This window comes from Latilactobacillus sp. VITA-14, from assembly GCF_046580785.1.
GTDB lineage: Bacteria > Bacillota > Bacilli > Lactobacillales > Lactobacillaceae > Latilactobacillus > Latilactobacillus curvatus.
The window spans coordinates 20,302-41,232 of record NZ_JBJKTM010000015.1 but is presented as its reverse complement, the minus strand read 5'-3'; the positions used below and the strand labels follow the sequence as shown (position 1 = coordinate 41,232).

Below are 20,931 nucleotides of genomic sequence, written 5' to 3'. Positions count from 1 at the left end.
CAAAAGGTTTCGATTTTAATTCGTTCGGAATAGGTTATACTAGACAAAAGATCAGCTCCTAAAAGATGGGTTTGTGGTAAACACCATTTTAAAGGAAGCTGATCTTTTTTGTCCGAACAGCGTTCGGATTAATTTTACAATCTACCGTAATAGTTGTAGTTATCATTATTGACATTTTTAATATTAATAGAATAATTATAGAAATCATTAGGGGCTTTTAATAGACATTTTTCAGCAGTCCATGCTAATCTGAATATGTTATAAAAATAATAATACTTTTAGGGGATGAGACTATCAAGAATGTAATCGGAATTTTAGCGTTAGGAATCCTAACAACTAGCACCATCAGTTCTATACAAACAGTTAAGGCTGAACCAAGTGACAATCACCAAAATTTAGCGAGTAGCGTGCTAGCAGATAGCCTCAAATCCAAGGGAGGCACCAGCAAACTCTAAAAGCACCACAAGAAATGAAAACCTATATTGGTCGTGGTGATGTTTTTAAAGAAAAAGAACGGCAACGCAGAACATTACGCTACTCAAGTTTAGAGCCTAGCGGTTTATATGCCCAAAAAGGGGATGTTTTGACAGTTGCTCAGGGGATGCAAGATTCATTATCTATCACAATTGGTTCGCCCGAACGAGAAACTCAAAAACAATATCCATTAACAAAGGGCATTACAACGATTACCGTTGAAAATGAGGGCCCGATTTTAATGATTCTGGTGAAGCAACAATCACAATATCAGGGGCACAGGATCAATGCCATATTTCGATTTAAATCAAACTAGCGTCGCAGACTTTGAGAAACAAATGGCGGAAATGACGAATGCTAAAGATGTGCAGTTGGTCAGTAACAAAGCATTAATTACAGTTAGTTACGCAATGGCTAAAAAATATCTCGGTGACCCTAAAGAACTGATGACTTATTATGATCGGTTTTTAACGGCACAAGATCGGGTTTCAGGCATTACTACTGAAGGAAATCCAGTAAACTTTGTTGATCGCCATCTCCAACATTTCTTAGAGTCACCTAAGTTGTATATGTATACAGAAAATGAATTTATGGGCTTCCATAATGATCGCGCTTTGCAACGACTACTGAAGACAAATGAAGGTTGGGGCATCTTCATCAGAGACAACAAACACCTTGGAAATGGGGTGCTGTTGTAGAATCAAGTGTTAACATTTATGCATTAGCGGCTCAAAAAGAATTGACTGGTAAAATAACATCGTTAGATCAATACTACCCAGAAATGCATACTTATCTAAAATCTGATAATAAGCAATTCAACGCACAAAATAATAATTTAAAGATGGTTATGTTTGGTCAATTAGGAAATACATTTGGTGATAACTTTTACCCCGTTTTACATCAATAGTGGCTGAATTACCGCACAAGTCTTACATTCTCAAAATGATTAGTCAGGATATTCTTCTTCTGAAACGTCAAGTTGAAGCGTTATTTGAAACAAACGATCAGTTGAAACCTGAGGTCACACAAGACCTATTAGATTAATTACGAACATAAATTAACGCAGTTAAGGGCTCGGAAAAGACGATATTGACTCAAAGAATTAACCATGCACAGCAACTGTTCTTGAACGCTTTAGTTACTGACATGAGTATTAAAAATAATAAAATCGTCGTTATCTTTGCTAACGAATTATTTAAGCATTATAAGATAGTCGTATTAGGAAACAACAGCTATTTGGCAGAAGTCACCAATGGCCAAAACTACTATGGTTCCCTAAATGGAAATGTATTTACTCCTTCTAAATCAGTTGTCCATGGACATCCTTATCGGGTAGAAGTTAGACACGCAAGTGGAACTTACAAGATTAGAGAGATGATTGCTGAGTAAATAAAATGGTCCCACATCAAAATACGATGTGGGACCATTTTTATCTATAAATTACTATCCGTTGTAAAGTTGAGTGGTGATAGGTTCGCGCTATCTGTAATCAGTTTTGCGGTGAGGCGTTCCATTTCGTGTTGGGCAAGTTGCGCAGCTTTTGCAGAGCCCTTGGTCATCAACATCGTTCGTTGGACCGCATCGGTTTCAGCAGCAACCGCTTGATCGGTTGTTACGATATTTTGAACCATTAAGCTATTAATGTGTTTTTGCGTTTGTTCCAAGTCCTTGGCGAACTTGGCGTAGTGTGCATCCACCAAAATACCAGTTAATTTATAGGTCCAGTAGATCGAATCTTGACTGTAATCCTTTGTCCCTTTTTGGTAATTAACTGGGACGTCATCGGCACCGGCATAGAATGGGACGTAAACACTTTGCGCAGTCACGCCCATTGAAAGCCAATGAATACCGCTGACATCAACCGGTAAGTTGGGGCGCATTTGGAGAATGTGTGATTCTTGCGTCTTTGCTAAACTAATTGGGCGGAAAGCATGTTTTTCTTGTGGTGTGCCGTGACCGATTGGATCGTAGACCGTGCCTTCATAATGCGAGCCTAGAATTCGCGCGACATCTTCGACTTGAATGGGCGCATCGGCTTGCCGTAAGAAGGGGAGGTTAAAGTCTTGAGGTTGTTGTGCGACAGATGGCGTTAACAATTTTTGACCGTACCAAACGCGCGGTGTATTGTAAACAAGGTCGCTTTGGTCTTTGGTCCCAAAGATATCGCGGAAGTTAAATGGCGTATCAGCTTGCCATAGGTGATTATCACGCACAAAATCTTGAATCCCGTCTGAAGTCATGAACCAATCCGGTTGATCGAATTGCACTTCTTGAATCGCGAGTTGATTGGCAACCACGGCATAGCTATCATCCGGAATCCGTTGGGCAACCCAGTGATGTCCACTGCCGATTTCAAGATACCAGACCTCATCGACATCGGAAAAGAGAATCCCGTTACTTTCAGTGGTGCCGTATTCACTAACGATGGCGCCTAGCCGCGCAACACCTTCACGGGCCGTTTTCACGTAAGGTAAGACGACTGTAATCATGGATTCTTCAGCAATCCCGTTGTCGATGTAGGGGTCAAATCCGAGAACGCGACTGTTGCTATAAGCACTTTCGGTGCCGCTCATCGCAACGCCGTATTCGTTAATGCCGTCTTCTTCGAATAGTCCATATTCATCGGTCCATTCGGGTGTCGCCGTGTATTTTGCGGCTTCAAGTGGTAAATCGATTGAAAAACCCGTGTCTTTTGAGACAAAGTGCGGGGCAGTCGTTAACTTTTGATGGGGATGGATGGTTAAATGTTTAGGCCAAGCTGCCTGGCTATCTTCGTTACGTGCGATTAAAGTTGAGCCGTCTGCAGTGGCTTTCTTACCAACTAAAACACTGGTACAGGCCGTCAATTGACGGTAAAGGGGTTCACTCATTGTAATGCCTCCATAGATAAATCAATATTAGCTATTATTATACATTCTTTTGCTTAAAAACACAGTAATTACCGTTGCTCAATTGCGTTAAAACAGGCATAATATAAGTATTCAATTAAAGGAGGCACCACACATGCCATTAGTACACATCGATTTAATCGCTGGCCGGAGCCAAGCACAATTAAAACAACTCTGTGCAGACGTCACAGAAGCAATCACTAAAAACACAGGCGCACCTGCAGAACACGTGCACGTTGTCCTAAATGAAATGCAACCAGACCGCTACTCAGTAGGCGGCGTGCTAAAGAGCGACGAAAAATAGAGTGCGACGTCAGATGGTCATACGCTGAGGATTAGTCTAATACCGTGAATGAGCGGCGTAGCCGATCGCTTGCGGTATGTAACTAACCGGAAGTGTATATCTGACGGAGCACGTTTCAGAATAGAGTGTGCAATAAGCCGGGTATCTTCTGAGGATTAGCCTAATCAGGCAGATTACCGACAAAATCGGTGATTTGACGGATGTAGCTAAGCACAGAAAGTTAGCTTGAAAAGCACGTTTCATCCATCAAAAAAAGCGATTCGACCAGAAATTGTCGAATCGCTTTTTCATTAATCCATCTTAAAATATTGCCGTAAATAATTGGCCACACCATCTTGCGCATTCGTCAGTGGTGTGATGTCGTCTGCAATCGCCTTGATCGGTGCAATTGCGTTTTGCATCGCAACCCCGGTACCGGCATAGGCTAACATATCCAAATCATTACTTTCATCACCAAAGGCAATGATATCTGATTGATCAATGTCGTAGTGTGCCGCTAGTTTTGCGAGGCCGGTTGCTTTGTGAATCCCATGATGCACAATTTCTAAGACGCTAGCAGGACCACCCCAAGTGTTGACGGAAACGTCAGGGAATTGGCGCAGAATTTCAGCACGTAACGCATCTTGATCAGCGCGTTCCACAAAAACCGTGACGGCCGCTGGGTCTTGCCGAAGCGATTCGCGGGTTAAAATTTCATCGGACTTCAACGTTGTGGGGAAGAAATAAAACGTGTTGGCATAAGCTTGATCAGCTAAAAACATCGTTTTACCTTCGGCGGCAATCATTTGAATCTTAAAGCGTTCTTTTAGTTGGAAGAGACTAAAGACAATGTCTTTATTAATCGTATATTGATATTCACCGGCCCAGGCTTGTCCCGGAATGTGCATTAAAGCCCCATTAAAGTTAACCATTGGCGACGTTAAACCTAATTGTTGGTAGAAAGGTTCACTCAAACGATTTGGGCGCCCTGTGACAATACTGACAATGTGGCCAGCGTTTTGTAATTCAGTTAAAGTTTGTTGCGTTTTAAGTGTAATTTGGGCATCTGAATTGAGGGTAGTCCCATCTAAATCCAGTGCAATCAATTTTTGATGCATAGCGGCGCCTCCTTTTAAAAACGTGTTTGGTTAAAACACGATATGTCTTTTTATTCTAGGGGGTATGCGGATTGTTGTCAATGATCGTCAGTTGTAACTGGTCGGTTGAACCAGTATAATAGAGCTATTAGAGTGACCAGGAGGCAGGACACATGGCAGACCAACCACAAGATAATGCAGTAATTGAAGACTTAAAGGAACGGATTCTAGCCGCGCTCGAGACCGTGATTGATCCAGAACTCGGGATTGACATTGTGAATCTCGGCTTGGTTTACGGTTTAAACCTGGATGAAAATGGCTTATGTACGATTGATATGACCCTTACAACGATGGGCTGTCCCTTAACCGATGTTTTAACGGATTCGATTCATCAAGCAATGAGCAAAATTCCAGAAGTCAATGAAGTTAAAGTCAATCTCGTCTGGTACCCAGCGTGGGATACCAGCAAGATGTCCCGTTATGCACGCATTGCACTCGGGATTCGTTAAAACGTTCGATTTGGCCTTCCGATTGGGAAGGTTTTTCTAATCGTTTAAGAGAAACTTATATTAGAAACGGAATCCATTATGATACAGTTAAGTTATCCAGAGAAATTGCGCCAGAGTCAACGTTTTTTTGCAACCGTCCCAGCCATTCAAGTACAAATTCATGCTGTTTTAACTAGTTTATTGCAGATTGAACAGGACGGCTTGCCCATACATAATTTACCCGTTTTGGGAATTGATGAATCTCTGTATTTAGAAATATTACTCCAGGCTGAACAGGGGGCTTTTAGCGCCGCTAGTGTGGCTGAGGTTCAACGTCAGTTACAGTTAATCGACCACTTACTGCGCAATTACCGTGAATATTTGCAAAATCGCTTTGGCATGTGGGCCTATATCACTACAGATTTGACGGCGGCGATTGTCCGCGAGTTTCCCAATTGGCGTTTTCTAGAAGTCATGGCTGGTAACGGCTATTTAAGTGCTGGTTTACGGCAGGCAGGCGCTGATGTGATTTGTACCGATAGTTTAGCCTGGACTGCCGAGAATGAAACAGGGCGCCAATTAGTCACGTCAGTGGCAGCTCTTGACGCCAAACAAGCGGTCCAAAAATATGGTCCGCAAGTCGATGCAGTCTTAATGTCCTGGTCACCCAACGGCGGCCCAGTTGATTATGAATTGCTGCAACAACTTCGTGCAATGCCAAATGCCCCCGTTTTGTTGTGCTTAGGCGAACGTTTTGGCGCCACGAATAGTCACGCCTTTTGGACGGCGGCCCATTATCACAACGACGCCCGTTTATCACGGATCAACCGTTACTTACGCCCATTCGATTTAATGCGTGATCGGTTTTACTGGATTCAATAGTCTGCTTTAAAGGAGGGCCCACTGTGCGCCTGAAAAAAATAATATTAGATTGTTTACTAGTTGGTTTAACAGTTCTAGGCATGTTAACGATTAGCCAACGTGCAAAAACTAACTATAGCCAACGCTTAAATCACAATAGTTTATCAGAAAATGCTGTGATTTTTAATTCTAAGAGTCAACAGTCGATTCAAAAAACCATTCAAAAAATTGATGCCGCGAAATTAAGCCATTTTCAAATTCAATTCAACGTTGATTCCCGGTTCTCATATGTCTATGCGAAAGGGAAGTTATCGAGTGTCCCATTAAAAGACGGCCGGTTCTTCTCCAGTTACGATTTCAAATCACAGATTCCAGTCGTCGTTGCTGGTCAATCACGACTTGCTGAACTCTACAAACCAGCTAGTCAAGCGTATTATCAAGATCATGGTCGCTACTTATCCGTGATTGGCGTTGTCGGTACGAATCAGACAACTACGCTTGATCAGCACATTTTTGTATCCACGTCACCAGAATTTGTATTAAATGATCGCCCACTGAATAAAGTCACCATATTGGTTGATGGTCCGCAGATGGGAGCGCATCTGAAAACTTACCAAAAGATTTTCAAAACGACTAAGCACAGTTATTTAACACCGAAGACGACGCCGTTAGTCGGCGTCAACTGGCTCCGTCAAAATGCGGGTGTAATCGCGGTAATTGCCGTCCTCATGATCATCGCGGTCGGTTTCACTTATTTATTTAGCCAAGTTATCAATGGTTATCACGCACAAAAAGGGCTCAGCACTGGTTTATATCGTAAATTCCGCGTGGCACAAACCCAAATTTTTGCGCTGCACCTAGTTGTTAGCTCAATCATTGGCTTCTCAATTGGTAGTTGGTTCTTTTACCTAACGGGGCGATCAGCGATTTTTATTGGATTGATGATCATTGATCTCATCTTAATCGGTATCTTTTATTATTTAATTCCAAAAGGACGAAAAACAACACATTAAAAAAACGGTTTAGTCATTAGATTGACTAAACCGTTTTTTTTAAGGGTTAAACTTTACGCCGTGGTTCAATAAAAACAGCGCATGCGCCACTGATAAATACAAGACTGAATAGAGTTGTAAACCAATCTCGAACTGCTGTTAAGCGGTCTGGCACAAAAGTCATAAATAAAATCATCGATAATAAACACGCTGCAAACATCGTTTTAAAAACGCGATACATAATAAGCTGTGAGCGTTCATCCGAACGTCCAATTCTAGTTATCCCATAGTAGAAAAACAGAATTGAAATGATGAGTAATCCGATTGCCACACCAGCGATTACATGGGCATTTTGATTTAAAAAGTGTAGTAGGGCCATATTGTTACGCCTCCCGATAAGTGAATAGAACGTCAATTGGTACATCAAAAAATCGTGCGAGCTTAAAGGCTAAAATCAAACTAGGTGAGTAGTTGCCTTTTTCCATTGCATAGATGGTTTGCTTGGAAACACCAACCGCTTGACCTAATTTTTCTTGAGAAAGATGTTGGAGTACTCGGTATTCATAGACTTTATTTTCGACATAATTCGTTTCTTTCAATATGCACCACTTCATTATCAAAGTTTACTTATACTTTTAACAACTATATTTTTACATTATCCAAGTTAATTTGTCAAGTGCTTTAGCGAATATCCAAATTTAGGCATTACTGCAAATTACAGTATCCAACATCCTGTTGTGCAACCTGATTATAATAAGTTCCCCCAAGTTGCCATTGCGTTAATCACGGGACTCAGTGTTTTACCAAATTCAGAGAGTTGGTATTCAGTCTTTAACGGCCGGAGACTAATCACCGTTTTAGTAATCACATGATCCGCAATTAATTCTTCCAGCTGTAGGGCTAACATGCGGCGCGAACAATCGGGTAAAGCGCGCGTCAAATCACCAAAATGGAGATTTGAATGTTGCAAAAGTTGATAAATAATCACACTTTTCCATTTACCCGAGATAATTTGAAGCGTGCTTTCAACCGGGCAGCCCGCCTGACAATCATAAATGTGCCGTTCTTGAACCATGAAATGGCCTCCTTTGATACCGCCATTATAGTCCGCTAGCAGTCATTTGCCTAGTGAAAACAATGTAACTAGTTACATTCGATACACGATTGTTACGGGGCAATTAATGTTTTAGACTAATGGTGAATAAGAAAGAAGGCATTTTTAATGCAAGCAATTGGTTTTACCAAACATTTACCGATTACAAATGAAGAAAGTTTAATGGCTTTTAATCTCCCCAGTCCCAAACCAAAACCACACGATTTATGCGTACAAGTGACCGCCGTTTCAGTTAACCCTGTAGATGTTGGCGTTCGAAAAGGGGGTAGAGGACAATCAAAAACGCCCCGTATTCTTGGCTGGGACGCTGTTGGGATTGTCACAGGAATTGGCAATGCCGTCACGTTATTTAAACCGAGTGATCGTGTCTTTTATGTTGGGGACTTTAAACGACCAGGTAGTAATAGCGAATATCAATTAGTGGATGAACGAATCGTCGCAAAAGCACCGCAGAATTTAACGGACGCGCAAGCTGCCGCGATGCCGCTCACAGCGCTGACGGCTTGGGAAGCTTTATTTGAGAAATTACACATTGATTTTGAAGATTGAACCACTAATCATGATCAAACCATCCTAATCATTAATGGGGCAGGTGGTGTTGGTTCGATCGCCACCCAACTGGCACATTTGGCCGGATTGCACGTGATTGCGACTGCCTTCCGTCCGGAAACGCAAAAGTGGGCGCTGGCCCATGGTGCGGATCAAGTCGTTAACCATCATCAATCACTCATTGAACAGGTGCACGCACTCGGCTATCAAACGGTCGATTATATATTAGAGTTGAATAACATCGATCAACACTGGGAGAGTATGGCGCGCCTGATTAAGCCCAATGGCCGCATCGCTTCAATCACTGAAAATCATCGCCCGGTAGATTTACAAAAATTAACTAAAAAACGGGTCGAGTTCGCTTGGGAGTGGGTTTTCTCAAAGACCTACTATCAAACAACGGATTTAGCGAGTCAAGGCATTATCTTAGGACAGATTGCAATCTTATTGGAACAAAACAAATTGCAATCAACACTGACAAAGTGCTTAACACCAATTTCAGCAGCCAACTTACGGCAAGCGCATCAACTGGTCGAAACGAACCAAATGATTGGCAAAGTCGTAGTTGCTAATTAAGCAATCAAATAAAGCCCGGTAGAAGAAATCCTTCTACCGGGCTTTTGCTGCTTAAAATGTTATGTGCCGTTCATTCAAATAATGCCGTAATTCAGGCGAGAGAATAATTGGCGCCTTTTGGAGCGCTTGAATATCGCGTGCGCCAAGCATTGCCATAATCTCTTGAATCTGCGCTTGCCAAGTGAGCAAGTTTTCCGCCATTTGTGTCGGGCCTTCTTTTAAAACCATGTGCAAGAATTGACCGGAAATCCCAACAGCACTGGCACCAAGCCGAAGTGCTTTAATGATATCTAGGGGATTCCGAATCCCACCTGAAGCGAGGATGTTGACGTCATTTTGGAAAGCGCGTGATTCAAAGAGCGATTCGACCGTTGATTGGCCCCAATCAGCTAAGTAATCGTAGGCTTTATCATGACGCCGTTCGTTTTCGATCGTGACAAAGTTGGTCCCGCCACGGCCAGAAACATCGATGAATTGTACACCGATTTGCTTGAGTTGCGCAATCGTATCAGCACTCATCCCAAAACCAACTTCTTTCACGATAACGGGCACACCAACATTGGCGACAATGTTAGCAATCTCGTCTAACCAGTAGAAATCTTGATCACCTTCAGGCATGACAATTTCTTGTGGCGTGTTGACGTGAATTTCTAGGGCATTAGCTTGGGTCATTGCGACGGCTTGCTTAGCCACATTCAAATCATTACCAGCACCAATATTAGCGAGTACAAACCCGTGGGGATTGAATTCGCGAATCACGCTAAATGTATCCGCTAGTGACGGATCTTTAATGGCTACCGATTGGGAGCCAGTTGCCATTGGTAGGTTGGTAATTTGGGCGACTTGCGCTAATTGTGCGTTAATTTTCTTTGTCTGCTGACTACCACCGGTCATGCCGTTGATATAAAAGGGACTGGCCCAGTTAGTCCCGGCAAAATCGGTACTGGTATCCACGTCGGATACCGCAATTTCGGGTAAGCTTTGATGGATAAACCGAATGCCATCAAAGTCATTGATGGCATCATCATGGCGGAATTTTTCCGCTAAAAAGACATGTTCATCTTTCCGATGAGATTGAATGGATTGTTTGGGTCTGACCATGGGTAAGCTCCTAATCTACGAGGTGAACTGCAAGGTTCAATCGTTCAATTTGATTGGCCCGCCATTGTTCAAAGAGGGCCTCTGTTTCGATAGCGCGATCAATAATGACAATCCCACAATCACCACCGCCAGCACCAGATGTTTTGGCAGCACCGCCGATTGCCTCGGCTAATGCGCCCATTTTCAGTAATATTGGCGTTTCAATAGCGACGTGACTGAAGTGAGCGAGATCTTGTAAAATGGCACGATTGTGGCGTAATTCAGCTTGGATCTGGGCTAAATCATTACGACGAAACCCTTCGACCATCGCTTCTAAGCAAGCTTTGCTAGCTGCGAGGAAGTTTTGATAATCGGCTTGCCGTTCTGTTTTAGCAAGGGCAATTTTATCCACCAAGTGCGAGGTTGAAGCGGGCGACCCCGTCCAACCAATCAAGAGTGACAACTCTGCTGGCGGTGTTAATAATTCGATTGAAAGACTAGGCCATGGCATTTCGAGCAGCTCCGTTAGACTAACAGTTGGTCGAATGTCAGCAAGCCATTGTTTATCAAATGACCGATAAGCGACCCAGCCACCAAAAACACTAGCAGCAATGTCGCCTAAAGAACCGTTGCCCTGCACATCTAAATGCGCAATAGCAGCAAGTTTATACAATTGGTCGTTTGATAGTGATAATTCATAAAAGGCGCAGAGGGCTTTTACCGTTGCAACGGTTACGGCGGCTGAACTGCCTAAGCCGTATTTTTTACCATCAGCAGAGTCTAAATCACTATTTACCCGTAGGTGGTAGACGCGCAGTGTCTTACCCGCTTGACGTGCGTATTGTTCCGTTAAGCGAATCGCGGACAAAATATAATGGAAGGGATTATCGCGGTTATCAAAAACCATTTCATCACCTTGTCGTTGCCAATAAAGGGAATTTTCTTGGTATTGTTTAGACACAATACTCCCATATTCATGACTCTCTTCAATTGTGACTGTCACAAATTGATTTAAAGCCACGATAATAGCCGGAAAACCTGTTTCTACTACTGCGTATTCGCCAGCAATATACAGCTTTCCGGGCGCTTTAGCCGTTATCAAACCATCAGAACCTTTCACGTTTAACTTAAATTTGCATTATCGATAGCTCACACCAGGACCTGGTTTAGCAACAAGGAGTTGTTCAGGACTAAAATAGGGCGCAAGCGCCGCTAAAATCTGAGGTGTTTCCTGACTGGTACAAATCACTTTCACGTTTGGACCAGCATCCATAGTATAATAGCAAGAAACACCCTGTTGGCGCAAGGTCTGCACGACTTTAATTGCTTGTAGGGTTTCAGGTTCAAAATAGGTGAAAGGTGGGACGGCACTAAGGGTTGTCGCATGCATCTGCATCGCACTTTGTTCTGCTAATTGCCCCACCAAATTTATATCTTTCTTAACGATTGCGGCCTTCATTGCCGGAATTGCGGCTTGAGCGGTTTCAACCCATGCTGGGTAGTAGGGCGATGTGGCCACCGTATTCGCCATCCCAGCACGACTGGCGATGGCTTTTTGACGATCATTTAAGACAATCGCAATCATCTGGATGTCCCAATCAACTGTTTCTTGAACGGGAACAGCGTATGAATCCAAATCATTGGTCCCACGTTGCCATTCCACAAAACCACCATAAATCGAGCGGGTTGCAGAGCCAGAACCACGGCGGGCTAATCTCGAAAGATCCCGATCGTTAAGTTCAAGCCCAGCTGCACGACTACCTGCAGCAGCTAATGCCGCATAACCGGAAGCAGAAGAGGCCAACCCAGCAGCATTGGGGACATGATTAATGGTTTCCACAGCAGCAAATAAAGGCAGATGCGCCTGTTTTCGAATTAAATCGAGAAACTGACTCATCTGCGTACTAGTTTTGGTATCCGCAATGGCACCATTAAAGCTAATTTGGTCAGCAGTCAAATCAGTTGAAAAGCGGACCGTTGTATCTGTATAAAAATGATCTAGCGTCATTGAAAGACTACTGTTATACGGAATAATCAATTCCGGATTTTGTTTTCCCCAATACTTAATGAGCGCAATATTCGTATGTGCTCTGGCTGTAATTGATTGTCCCATAGTAATACTCCTAATGTTTTTTTTTAAAGTGCGTGTAGTGGTTGAATCCAAGTTTTGATGGCACCAGCTGCTGATAAGGCTTGTGCCAAATCATCCGCAGCACTTTGCGTAGCGGCCAGGGCGATAATGCAGCCACCACGGCCACCACCCGTTAACTTAGTGCCCAAACTACCGGTCTGATTAGCCACATCAATCAAATGATCAACACGGGCATTGCTGACACCGAGTGCCCGCAAATCAAGTTGAGCACGGTTGAGGTTCGCGCCAAGTACCGTTAATTCGTTTTGGGCAATATTTCTTGCGACTTGTTGCGTTAGATAACCCAAATGGTCAATTAAGGGTTGCGTTTGTTCTGGATTGGACATCATTTGATTCTGAACGCTTTTGACGGCGGCACCTGTTTGCCCCTTTTGACCGCTGTCGGCGATTACGAGATACCCTTTTAAATTAATGGGTAGGGGTTGAAGCGGCTGCCCTTTGACAAACCATAATGGCGTAGTTGCGCCGGTTGTCGCGGCGTCAATCCCGCTTGGATTACCGTGGATTAAATTTTCGGAGAGCGCGGCTAGCTTTAGCAGCCGTTGTTGACTGAGCTCTTGATGATAAGTCGCAAATAACGCTCGAATGATGGCGACGGCCGTTGCGGCTGAAGAACCCATCCCGCGTTCGGGCGGTAAGTCACTTTCAATCGTCAATTCAAACGGGGTTAAGTTCGGATCTAATGCATGCCACAGTTGTTCAATTAACCGGCGAATACCTTGCATCTGACCAACAGCCTGTTCTAGAGGACCATTGTAATAAGTACTCTTAATTTGCGGTGTCTGGAGTGCCGGCTCGAGAGTTACCGTTACCCGCGCTTGAACCGCAAAGATGGGGAGGGCAATCGCAGGTTGTCCATAAACGACAGCGTGTTCCCCAATTAAAATAATTTTCGCATGACTTTGGCCAACACCAGTCTGCATACAATCACCCTTAATCTCTTTTTCTGACTTGAAGATACCCTTACTACTATACTGCAAAACAAAAATGACCGCCACATAAATCAAATTGGGCACAGGTTAATGGGTTTCCTATTATACCCGCTTTTTACCAACGGACTAGCCGGATTTTATCCCAATCACTTGTCTATCTATGGTAAAATGACGCCAAAGGAGTGTGGGCGCCATGAGCTTAAAATTTATTATTGGTACAGCTAGTTATGACCACCATCAAACACTAGTCAAGCAACTACAAACAGACCTTAAGGCCACCAACACGGACCGCTTTTTTTATTTGGTCCCGAATCATATCAAATTTGAATCTGAAGTCGCACTTTTAAATGACCTAAAAACCCCTAGAAGTGAGTATGTCGCAACCTCACGCGTCCAAGTCTTCTCATTAAGTCGATTAGCTTGGTATTTCATGAAAAATACCCCGTACTACCAGATTCCGCGGATTTCAACCGCCGGGTTAAACATCCTTGTCTACCGCCTCTTGCAAGAACATGCAGAAGAACTCAGCTTATTTGGTGGGGAAGTCAATCAAACAGGCTTTGTTGCTCAATTAACGAGCCAACTATTGGAACTTAAAGTGGGCTGTATTACACCCGCTGAGCTAACTGAGATTGCGGCCCAGCTAGCGCCCGAAGAAGTCGAACTGACTACTAAATTGCGGGAAATAACCATTATTGCCACGGCGTTTGAAGCCGCTATGCAAAAGCAATTCATCGAAAATACGACGTTAATTGATGCCTTAACTGATTATTTAAAAAAACAAGACTTACACGATTGTCATTTCTATATCGAAGGTTTCGCACAATTCACGGCTCAAGAACAAGCGCTAGTCGCCGTCTTAATGCAGCAAGCAAGCTTAACCGTAGCTTTAATTACCGACTATGTTAATTACCAACAACCACCGGAAAAACTCAGCTTCTTTTATCAAGCTGAGCGTACGTATTATCAATTATACCAACAGGCCAAGCAAAATCACATTCCCATCATGACTGATCAGATTGCCACTAACCAGCGGGTTTCACCAACGTTACTCGCGCTTGATCGGTACTGGGTTGCTTCTGAAAACCACGGTCAGATCCCAACAGCACCGGAAATCGATTCGACGCAACTTCAAGTGATCGGTGCCGAAAATCGGTATACCGAATTACGGTATGTTGCCCGTGAAATTCGTCGTTTAGTCCAAACCGGCCACTATCGCTACCGAGACTTCTTGATTATGACTCGGCATTTAGCCCCTTATGAAACAATGATTGCGCCGATTTTTACAGAATACGAAGTGCCGTACTTCTGCGATTTACCGGAAACAATGGCGGCCCATCCACTTGTTGCGATGTTGGCAGCGTTGTTTGATGTGAAAGAGCATTACTACCGCTATGAAGATGTAATGGCGCTTTTGAAGACGGAGCTTTTAATACCAGATGACTATCAATCAGTCGCTGAATTCCGGGCTGATCTTGATTTGTGTGAAAATCTGATTTTAAAAAGTGGGTATGAAGGGCATGATTGGTTAAGCGCAGCCGATTGGCAATATTATCGGTTCGGTTCCTTCCAAGATGGTGTTCGAACAACAGAAGATGAAGTGCTCACGGAACGGATCAATCGGATTCGGCATTATGTTCAATCCGTATTACCACCATTTTATAAACGGTTAGACAGTGCCAAAACAGGGCGCGATGCCGCTAAAGTGCTCTATCAATTCTTAATCGAACAAGGTGTCGATCGACAATTGTTAAATTGGCGGGACCAAGCACTCGCAGCCAATCAAATTGCCTTAGCTGGCCAACCGGAACAGACATGGCAAACATTTATGACGATGTTGGATGAATATGTGACGTTATTAGGCGACCAACCTTTCGAACTAAAGGGCTTTTGGGATTTACTAGCGGCCGGGTTTAATACGGCGCAATATGCGCAAATTCCATCGACACTCGACCAGGTCGTTTTATCTGAATCAGGGATGGTGCAGACTAAACGCCGCAAAATTACCTTTATGATTGGTGCGACCGATCAAGTGATGCCTGATCAGATTGAAACCAGCGCCTTATTATCCGACCATGATCGGCAACTATTAACCGATCGGTTCAATTCAGAACAATTCTTAACTGATCCAAGTGCCAGTCAGATGAGCTTTGAACCTTATCTGAACTACTTGGCCTTTTTAAGTGGTACTGAAGGATTGTATTTCACTTATCCATTGAATAATGGGGAAGGGGCGAACTACACGGTATCCCCCTATGTCGACCGGATTAAAAACTACTTCCATTTAACCGAGCAACGCGTTCTAGCAGAAGTCAGTCCGACAAGTACAGCGCCAATTACGGGTTCTTGGCGTAGTTTGTTAAGCGATTTGATTCAAGTTGCGCGACAAGCACAAGCGACGCAAACACTAATTCCTGACCAATGGCAGACTGTTTATCGTTTATTACAACAATTTCCTGTTAGTCACTACTTAACCAATCAACTCCTTCAAAGTCTGGCGTACCATAACCAACCCGTTGCACTAACAAGCGATATTGTCACTGGGTTATATGGCAATGAAATCCATACGTCGATCTCGAAATTAGAAGAGTTCTATCAAAATCAATACGCTTATTTCTTAAAATACGGCTTAAAACTGAACGAGCGCCCAATTTTTGAACTGACACCTGCAAATACCGGTGATTTCTACCACCAAGTCTTAGATCAATTTATCAAGATGATTCAAGCCCAACGCTTAGTCTTACCCGATCTCGATAATCAACAAATCGATGCATTGACGGATGAAATCTTACAAAAAGCGTATGAACAACCAGAATTTAAGATCCTCAATAAATCAGCGCGAATGGGCTACATTCGCCAACAATTGAGTCAAACAATTAAACGCGTCAGCCGGACATTGCGCGATCAGAGTCAACGAACGAACTTAAAACCGTTGGCAACCGAAGTCTTATTCGGCCAAGTTGGTGCCCAACAAGGATTAGCTGGTCTAGAATTCGAATTACCCAATCAACGTCGGGTTAAGGTGCGGGGGAAAATTGACCGGATCGATCAACTGACATTAAACGACCAAGCCTACCTGGGAATTGTTGATTACAAATCCAGTCAACACAGCTTTAGCTTCCGCGATGCATACTATGGTTTGGCATTGCAAATGTTGACATACCTTGAAACTGTCTTGCAAGATCAAGCAGCAATTTTACCAGCGCAAAGCAAGGTAAAACCAGCCGGGGCCTTTTATCTGCACCTTCAAAACCCAACAATGTCATTGAAGCAACTGAACAAACAAAAACTCGCTCAACTACAAAAAGGCGAACTCGATCAATTATTACTGGATCAATTTAAGTATGATGGCTTAATTTTAAACGATGAGACCTTACTCGAAAACTTGGATACAGCTTTAGAAAGTGGCTATTCACCACTGTTTAACTTCAATCGTCCAAAGAGTGGGGCATTCAAATCGAAACAACTGGTCACCCTTGATGAGTTACAGCAATTAATTGCCCATAACGATCAACTAATCAAAGCAGCGGGGGAAGCGATTTTTGCTGGCGAAAATGCTTTGAATCCGATTATGCGGCCCGACCGCACGAATGCACTCACAATGTCGCCATATAAATCGATTTTCCAATTCGATGCGATGTTACCAGAAAATAATTATCGCCAATTAAGTGCGCTTGATAATCAAGCCGTCTTAGCCAAAATTATGAACTCGGAGGAAGAACGACATGAGTGATCGCCGATTTACACCAACCCAACAAGCAGCCGTTGATCACGCGGGGCATGATATCCTCGTTTCTGCCTCGGCGGGCTCCGGGAAGACAACCGTTTTAGTTGAACGCGTGATTCAAAAAATCTTGAATGGCACTGATGTGGATTCACTATTGGTGGTGACGTTTACCGAAGCCGCCGCATCCGAAATGCGCCAACGGATTCAAACGGCACTGCGAAAAAAAGCAAGCGAGGCAACCGACAAAGCGGTGCAACAACGCTTACGGCAGCAACTCAGCCTAGTCCCGACCGCACAAATCAGCACGTTGCATGCGTTTTGCTTACAAGTCATTAAACATTTCTACTACGTGATTAAGTTAGATCCCGCGTTTCGGTTATTAAGTGATACTGCGGAACGTCTCTTATTAGAGGATCAAGTTTGGCAACGCGTTCGCGAAGAACATTACCAGTCAAACGACGCCTTATTTTATGATTTAGCGCAAAATTTTTCGAACGATCGCAACGATGATGGGCTAACCAACATTGTTTTCGAACTGTTTAACTTCTCTGGTGCCAATCCAGCGCCCGATGAATGGTTACAATCTCTAACCGCCCCTTACGAGGTACCAGAGACTGGCCTAACAACCAGTGCTTATTTCAAAACAACGATTCTGCCAAAGTTAGAAGCGACCTTGGCAACCTGTTTAAAAGACTTGGCACTCGCCAACGAACTAAGTCAAACAAACGAGAAATTTGCGGTATACTTGCCAACTATCGCAACGGCACAAGCAGCACTAACTGCCATTCAAGCCAACGTGGCCACTTTAAGTTGGGCGCAGTGGCGCACACAATTGACCGACGCCCAATTGGGACCCGCCAAACGAACTAAGAAATTAGAACCCGATGAACAATATGACAAGGACCGGATCAAAAACGCCCTCGATAATGTCAAAGGGGCACTAAACGATCTTTTAACAACCTATTTTGTCTTTGACGAAGCACAAACCAGTCAGATTCAACGGCGCGCTAGTGAGTTAGTCGGTAAGTTAGTGACGGTTACCCGCGATTTTAAGCAAGCCTTCCAAGCTGAGAAGAAACGCCGCTATTTACTAGATTTTGGCGATTTAGAACATTTCTGTTTGGATATTTTGGCCGGTGACACTCCGGAATCAGAGGCAGCACGAACGTTCTATCAAAATAAATTCAGTGAAATCCTGGTTGATGAATATCAAGATACAAACCAGTTACAAGAAACAATCATTCAAACTATCGCTAGTCAAGCACCCCGCAACGTCTTCATGGTGGGGGATGTTAAACAATCCATCTATGCCTTTCGATTAGCTGATCCGAGTTTGTTCCTCGGTAAGTACGACGAATTCGCCAAGCCAGATAACGATAGTGAACGCATTATTCTCGCAGAAAACTTCCGTTCACGGCGTAATATCGATGATTTCGTCAACTTAGTCTTTAAACAAATCATGGACCGCCAATTAGGGCAGCTAGATTACGATCACAACGCTGAATTGCAATATGGTGCGACTTATTATCCTGACGATCAACCAACTCAGCCAACTGAATTACTTTTATACGAAACAAAACCGACTGATGAAGAATCAACGGGCAAGCTTGATAAAGCTGAAGGTCAGATTGCATCAGTTGCACAGCGAATTAAACGAATGATTGATAATCAAGAAACCATCTGGGATCGGGATACACAAGAAATCCGGCCAATTCGCTATCAAGATATTGTCTTATTGACGCCAATGCGCAACAACAACCTAATCATTCTTGATTATTTCCAACGGTTCGGCTTACCGATTGTCATTAGTGATGCGCAGAATTATTTCCAAACAACGGAAATTCAAATCATGCTATCTTTCTTGAAAATTATTGATAATCCCAATCAAGATATTCCACTGGTTAGCGTGCTTCGGTCACCAATTGTCGGTATGAACGAAAATGAACTCGCATTAATCCGGATTAATGATAAAACGGATGACTATTACCAAGCCGTTTTTAATTATCTTGATCAGTTCGAAGCACAAAAATCCGGCCAACTCGGCCAACAAGTCTTCGAAAAATTAACGCATTTCCAAACCTTATTAAATGAGTTACGAGCCATTGCACGTCAACGGCCACTCGTTGATTTAATCTGGACAATTTACCAAAAGACCGGCTTTTTAGATTACGCCGGTGGGATGCCAGCCGGTCGCCAACGCCAAGCAAACTTGCACGCACTCTATGAACGCGCTGCGACTTACGAAGCAAACGGCTTTAAAGGGCTCTTCCAGTTCATCCAATTTATCGAACGTTTGCAAAAACAAGATAAGGATTTAGCCCAACCAACCAGTCTCGCCAATCAAGATGCCATCTCTGTGATGACGATTCATGGGAGTAAAGGCTTAGAATTCCCGGTGGTCTTCCTAATGGATGCCAATCATCAATTTAACGAGCAAGACTTGCGCCAAAATTACGTGCTCGATGATCAATCGGGACTCGGAATTGTTTACTTAGACGCGAAAAAACGGTTAAAGATTCCAACACTACCAGAATTAACCATCACGACCCAAAAACGGCAAAAGTTACGCGCTGAAGAAATGCGAAAACTCTATGTTGCTTTAACGCGTGCCGAGCAAAGGCTGATTATCGCGGGCAGTTGTGATAACCAAGCGAAACTATTTGCAACTTGGCAAAAAGGGCAGCAAAATCCTGATCTGCGGTTGGACGCTTCTGTTCGTCAATCTAGCACGAACTTACTAGATTGGATTGGATTGAGCTTAATTCGTCATCCGCAAGCCCGTGATTGGACCGAAGAGGGGACACCATTCCTACCTCTGAGCGATGACGCAACTGAATTTAATTTAACGTTTACAAGTGAAACGCGCCTTGGCGAATTACCAGGTGCTTTACACCATGATCAAGATTGGAGCCAGCAACAACAAGTGGCACTCAAGGCGGTCGATTTAACAACTGATTTAGCCAACGGGATTCAAGACCAGCTAACATTCAGTTATCCAGCAAAAGGCGCCACCGAAACGACAGCTTACCAGTCTGTTTCAGAAGTGAAACGGCTCTTTGAAGATCCCGACAATGATCAGTTGGGGCAATTACGCTTTGACGCTGATACACCGCAACAAACCCATCGTTACGTGACCGATGAATTACCTCAACCACAATTCATGCAGACTGTTCGAAAAGCGAGTCCGGCTGAAATTGGAACGGCGACGCATCTGGTCTTACAAGAAATCGATTTAACCCAACCAGTAACGATCGATCGGGTGCAAAGTATCATCGACCGACTTGTTTTACAAAAAAGCCTCACTGCCAATGTTGCACAACAAATTAAAGTTGCTGCTATCATGACGTTCTTCGAGAGCGAGTTGGGTCAGCAACTGTTAGCTGAACCAGCGCAAGTTCATCGGGAAGTCCCATTTTCACTATTGTTACCGGCTGCATCCTTATTCGCCGGTTTACGCCCAGAAGATCAAGACAATGTCTTAATCCATGGGATTATGGATGGTTATGTAACCACGGATACCGACTGTATTTTGTTCGACTATAAGACTGATTTTGTGAACCCAGCTGATCCAGAAGCTGCCATTGAGGCGATTAAAGCGCGGTATGCCGGCCAAATTAACCTATACAGTGCCGCGTTGACGCAAATTGCTAACCGGCCGGTAACCGCTAAATATCTCTATCTATTGTCGATTGGCCAACTAGTCGCTATTAACTAGACT

19 protein-coding genes and 1 pseudogene are annotated in these 20,931 nt (G+C 43.6%); 11 read left to right on the top strand and 9 right to left on the bottom strand.

Annotated elements, in window-relative coordinates:
• The first annotated feature begins 469 nt into the window (after positions 1 to 469).
• From ACF1X7_RS07345 to ACF1X7_RS07330, 4 genes are all read left to right on the top strand, one after another.
• On the top strand, positions 470 to 790 hold the full coding sequence (locus tag ACF1X7_RS07345) for a M60 family peptidase N-terminal accessory domain-containing protein (protein ID WP_411162612.1): 321 nt from the start codon (positions 470 to 472) through the stop codon (positions 788 to 790).
• Complete coding sequence (locus ACF1X7_RS07340; protein WP_411162611.1) at positions 762 to 1,172, top strand: M60 family metallopeptidase; 411 nt, start codon at positions 762 to 764, stop codon at positions 1,170 to 1,172. Before ACF1X7_RS07345 ends, ACF1X7_RS07340 begins: the two co-directional genes overlap by 29 nt.
• Positions 1,118 to 1,381: a M60 family metallopeptidase gene (locus ACF1X7_RS07335; RefSeq protein ID WP_411162610.1), complete on the top strand. Its 264-nt coding sequence runs from the start codon at positions 1,118 to 1,120 to the stop codon at positions 1,379 to 1,381. Before ACF1X7_RS07340 ends, ACF1X7_RS07335 begins: the two co-directional genes overlap by 55 nt.
• Positions 1,382 to 1,620: 239 nt before the next feature.
• Positions 1,621 to 1,863, top strand: coding sequence for a hypothetical protein (locus tag ACF1X7_RS07330; protein WP_411162609.1), 243 nt, complete (start codon positions 1,621 to 1,623; stop codon positions 1,861 to 1,863).
• Positions 1,864 to 1,907: 44 nt separating this feature from the next.
• On the opposite strand, the gene ACF1X7_RS07325 is transcribed toward ACF1X7_RS07330, so the two are convergent.
• Positions 1,908 to 3,344: a C69 family dipeptidase gene (locus ACF1X7_RS07325; protein WP_411162608.1), complete on the bottom strand. Its 1,437-nt coding sequence runs from the start codon at positions 3,342 to 3,344 to the stop codon at positions 1,908 to 1,910.
• A gap of 109 nt (positions 3,345 to 3,453) precedes the next feature.
• Between ACF1X7_RS07325 and ACF1X7_RS07320 the strand changes: the two genes are divergently transcribed.
• A complete protein-coding gene (locus ACF1X7_RS07320) occupies positions 3,454 to 3,666 on the top strand; it encodes a 2-hydroxymuconate tautomerase (protein WP_301289936.1) in 213 nt (70 codons plus the stop codon).
• 290 nt (positions 3,667 to 3,956) lie between these two features.
• On the opposite strand, the gene ACF1X7_RS07315 is transcribed toward ACF1X7_RS07320, so the two are convergent.
• Positions 3,957 to 4,763 carry a Cof-type HAD-IIB family hydrolase gene (locus ACF1X7_RS07315; RefSeq protein ID WP_039099573.1) on the bottom strand — a complete coding sequence of 269 codons (807 nt, stop codon included), beginning with the start codon at positions 4,761 to 4,763 and terminating at the stop codon, positions 3,957 to 3,959.
• A 152-nt stretch (positions 4,764 to 4,915) separates the two neighbouring features.
• Between ACF1X7_RS07315 and ACF1X7_RS07310 the strand changes: the two genes are divergently transcribed.
• The 3 genes from ACF1X7_RS07310 to ACF1X7_RS07300 all read left to right on the top strand — a co-directional run bounded on the left by ACF1X7_RS07310 (position 4,916) and on the right by ACF1X7_RS07300 (position 7,104).
• Entirely contained in the window at positions 4,916 to 5,251 is a 336-nt protein-coding gene (locus tag ACF1X7_RS07310; protein ID WP_039099571.1) for a metal-sulfur cluster assembly factor, read from the top strand.
• A gap of 78 nt (positions 5,252 to 5,329) precedes the next feature.
• Complete coding sequence (locus ACF1X7_RS07305; RefSeq protein WP_411162607.1) at positions 5,330 to 6,112, top strand: SAM-dependent methyltransferase; 783 nt, start codon at positions 5,330 to 5,332, stop codon at positions 6,110 to 6,112.
• A gap of 23 nt (positions 6,113 to 6,135) precedes the next feature.
• A complete protein-coding gene (locus ACF1X7_RS07300) occupies positions 6,136 to 7,104 on the top strand; it encodes a hypothetical protein (protein WP_411162606.1) in 969 nt (322 codons plus the stop codon).
• 46 nt (positions 7,105 to 7,150) lie between these two features.
• Here ACF1X7_RS07300 and ACF1X7_RS07295 read toward each other — a convergent pair whose 3' ends face one another.
• The 3 genes from ACF1X7_RS07295 to ACF1X7_RS07285 form a co-directional block, all read right to left on the bottom strand.
• The gene (locus ACF1X7_RS07295; protein WP_411162605.1) at positions 7,151 to 7,462 is read right to left on the bottom strand and encodes a hypothetical protein; all 312 of its coding nucleotides are present in this window, start codon (positions 7,460 to 7,462) and stop codon (positions 7,151 to 7,153) included.
• Between the two features lie 4 nt (positions 7,463 to 7,466).
• Positions 7,467 to 7,682, bottom strand: coding sequence for a helix-turn-helix transcriptional regulator (locus tag ACF1X7_RS07290; RefSeq protein WP_004271286.1), 216 nt, complete (start codon positions 7,680 to 7,682; stop codon positions 7,467 to 7,469).
• 149 nt (positions 7,683 to 7,831) lie between these two features.
• On the bottom strand, positions 7,832 to 8,158 hold the full coding sequence (locus ACF1X7_RS07285; RefSeq protein ID WP_411162604.1) for a winged helix-turn-helix transcriptional regulator: 327 nt from the start codon (positions 8,156 to 8,158) through the stop codon (positions 7,832 to 7,834).
• Positions 8,159 to 8,305: 147 nt separating this feature from the next.
• Here ACF1X7_RS07285 and ACF1X7_RS07280 point away from each other — a divergent pair.
• A pseudogene (locus ACF1X7_RS07280) lies at positions 8,306 to 9,322 on the top strand (zinc-binding alcohol dehydrogenase family protein).
• A 51-nt stretch (positions 9,323 to 9,373) separates the two neighbouring features.
• Here ACF1X7_RS07280 and fni read toward each other — a convergent pair.
• Genes fni through mvk form a run of 4 tightly spaced genes read right to left on the bottom strand, consistent with a single transcriptional unit; the run spans position 9,374 to position 13,477 of the window.
• The gene (fni, locus tag ACF1X7_RS07275; protein WP_039099566.1) at positions 9,374 to 10,423 is read right to left on the bottom strand and encodes a type 2 isopentenyl-diphosphate Delta-isomerase; all 1,050 of its coding nucleotides are present in this window, start codon (positions 10,421 to 10,423) and stop codon (positions 9,374 to 9,376) included.
• A gap of 10 nt (positions 10,424 to 10,433) precedes the next feature.
• Positions 10,434 to 11,504 (bottom strand): phosphomevalonate kinase, encoded by a 1,071-nt coding sequence (locus ACF1X7_RS07270; protein ID WP_069468544.1) that lies wholly within the window; start codon positions 11,502 to 11,504, stop codon positions 10,434 to 10,436.
• A gap of 36 nt (positions 11,505 to 11,540) precedes the next feature.
• Positions 11,541 to 12,515, bottom strand: coding sequence for a diphosphomevalonate decarboxylase (mvaD, locus tag ACF1X7_RS07265; RefSeq protein ID WP_056966188.1), 975 nt, complete (start codon positions 12,513 to 12,515; stop codon positions 11,541 to 11,543).
• 23 nt (positions 12,516 to 12,538) lie between these two features.
• Complete coding sequence (mvk, locus tag ACF1X7_RS07260) at positions 12,539 to 13,477, bottom strand: mevalonate kinase (RefSeq protein WP_035186511.1); 939 nt, start codon at positions 13,475 to 13,477, stop codon at positions 12,539 to 12,541.
• A 202-nt stretch (positions 13,478 to 13,679) separates the two neighbouring features.
• On the opposite strand from mvk, the gene ACF1X7_RS07255 reads away from it, so the two are divergent.
• A complete protein-coding gene (locus ACF1X7_RS07255) occupies positions 13,680 to 17,219 on the top strand; it encodes a PD-(D/E)XK nuclease family protein (RefSeq protein WP_069468189.1) in 3,540 nt (1,179 codons plus the stop codon).
• On the top strand, positions 17,212 to 20,928 hold the full coding sequence (addA, locus tag ACF1X7_RS07250) for a helicase-exonuclease AddAB subunit AddA (RefSeq protein WP_411162603.1): 3,717 nt from the start codon (positions 17,212 to 17,214) through the stop codon (positions 20,926 to 20,928). The genes ACF1X7_RS07255 and addA overlap by 8 nt, the downstream gene beginning before the upstream one ends.
• The last annotated feature ends 3 nt before the right edge of the window (positions 20,929 to 20,931 follow it).

What these genes read in the sequence shown, in the direction of transcription:
- mvk (WP_035186511.1), bottom strand. Translation starts at nt 13,477, where the DNA reads ATGCAGACTGGTGTTGGCCAAAGTCATGCGAAAATTATTTTAATTGGG.
- ACF1X7_RS07330 (WP_411162609.1), top strand. Translation starts at nt 1,621, where the DNA reads ATGAGTATTAAAAATAATAAAATCGTCGTTATCTTTGCTAACGAATTA.
- ACF1X7_RS07340 (WP_411162611.1), top strand. Translation starts at nt 762, where the DNA reads ATGCCATATTTCGATTTAAATCAAACTAGCGTCGCAGACTTTGAGAAA.
- ACF1X7_RS07315 (WP_039099573.1), bottom strand. Translation starts at nt 4,763, where the DNA reads ATGCATCAAAAATTGATTGCACTGGATTTAGATGGGACTACCCTCAAT.
- ACF1X7_RS07295 (WP_411162605.1), bottom strand. Translation starts at nt 7,462, where the DNA reads ATGGCCCTACTACACTTTTTAAATCAAAATGCCCATGTAATCGCTGGT.
- ACF1X7_RS07310 (WP_039099571.1), top strand. Translation starts at nt 4,916, where the DNA reads ATGGCAGACCAACCACAAGATAATGCAGTAATTGAAGACTTAAAGGAA.
- ACF1X7_RS07305 (WP_411162607.1), top strand. Translation starts at nt 5,330, where the DNA reads ATGATACAGTTAAGTTATCCAGAGAAATTGCGCCAGAGTCAACGTTTT.
- fni (WP_039099566.1), bottom strand. Translation starts at nt 10,423, where the DNA reads ATGGTCAGACCCAAACAATCCATTCAATCTCATCGGAAAGATGAACAT.
- ACF1X7_RS07345 (WP_411162612.1), top strand. Translation starts at nt 470, where the DNA reads ATGAAAACCTATATTGGTCGTGGTGATGTTTTTAAAGAAAAAGAACGG.
- ACF1X7_RS07325 (WP_411162608.1), bottom strand. Translation starts at nt 3,344, where the DNA reads ATGAGTGAACCCCTTTACCGTCAATTGACGGCCTGTACCAGTGTTTTA.
- mvaD (WP_056966188.1), bottom strand. Translation starts at nt 12,515, where the DNA reads ATGGGACAATCAATTACAGCCAGAGCACATACGAATATTGCGCTCATT.
- addA (WP_411162603.1), top strand. Translation starts at nt 17,212, where the DNA reads ATGAGTGATCGCCGATTTACACCAACCCAACAAGCAGCCGTTGATCAC.
- ACF1X7_RS07255 (WP_069468189.1), top strand. Translation starts at nt 13,680, where the DNA reads ATGAGCTTAAAATTTATTATTGGTACAGCTAGTTATGACCACCATCAA.
- ACF1X7_RS07285 (WP_411162604.1), bottom strand. Translation starts at nt 8,158, where the DNA reads ATGGTTCAAGAACGGCACATTTATGATTGTCAGGCGGGCTGCCCGGTT.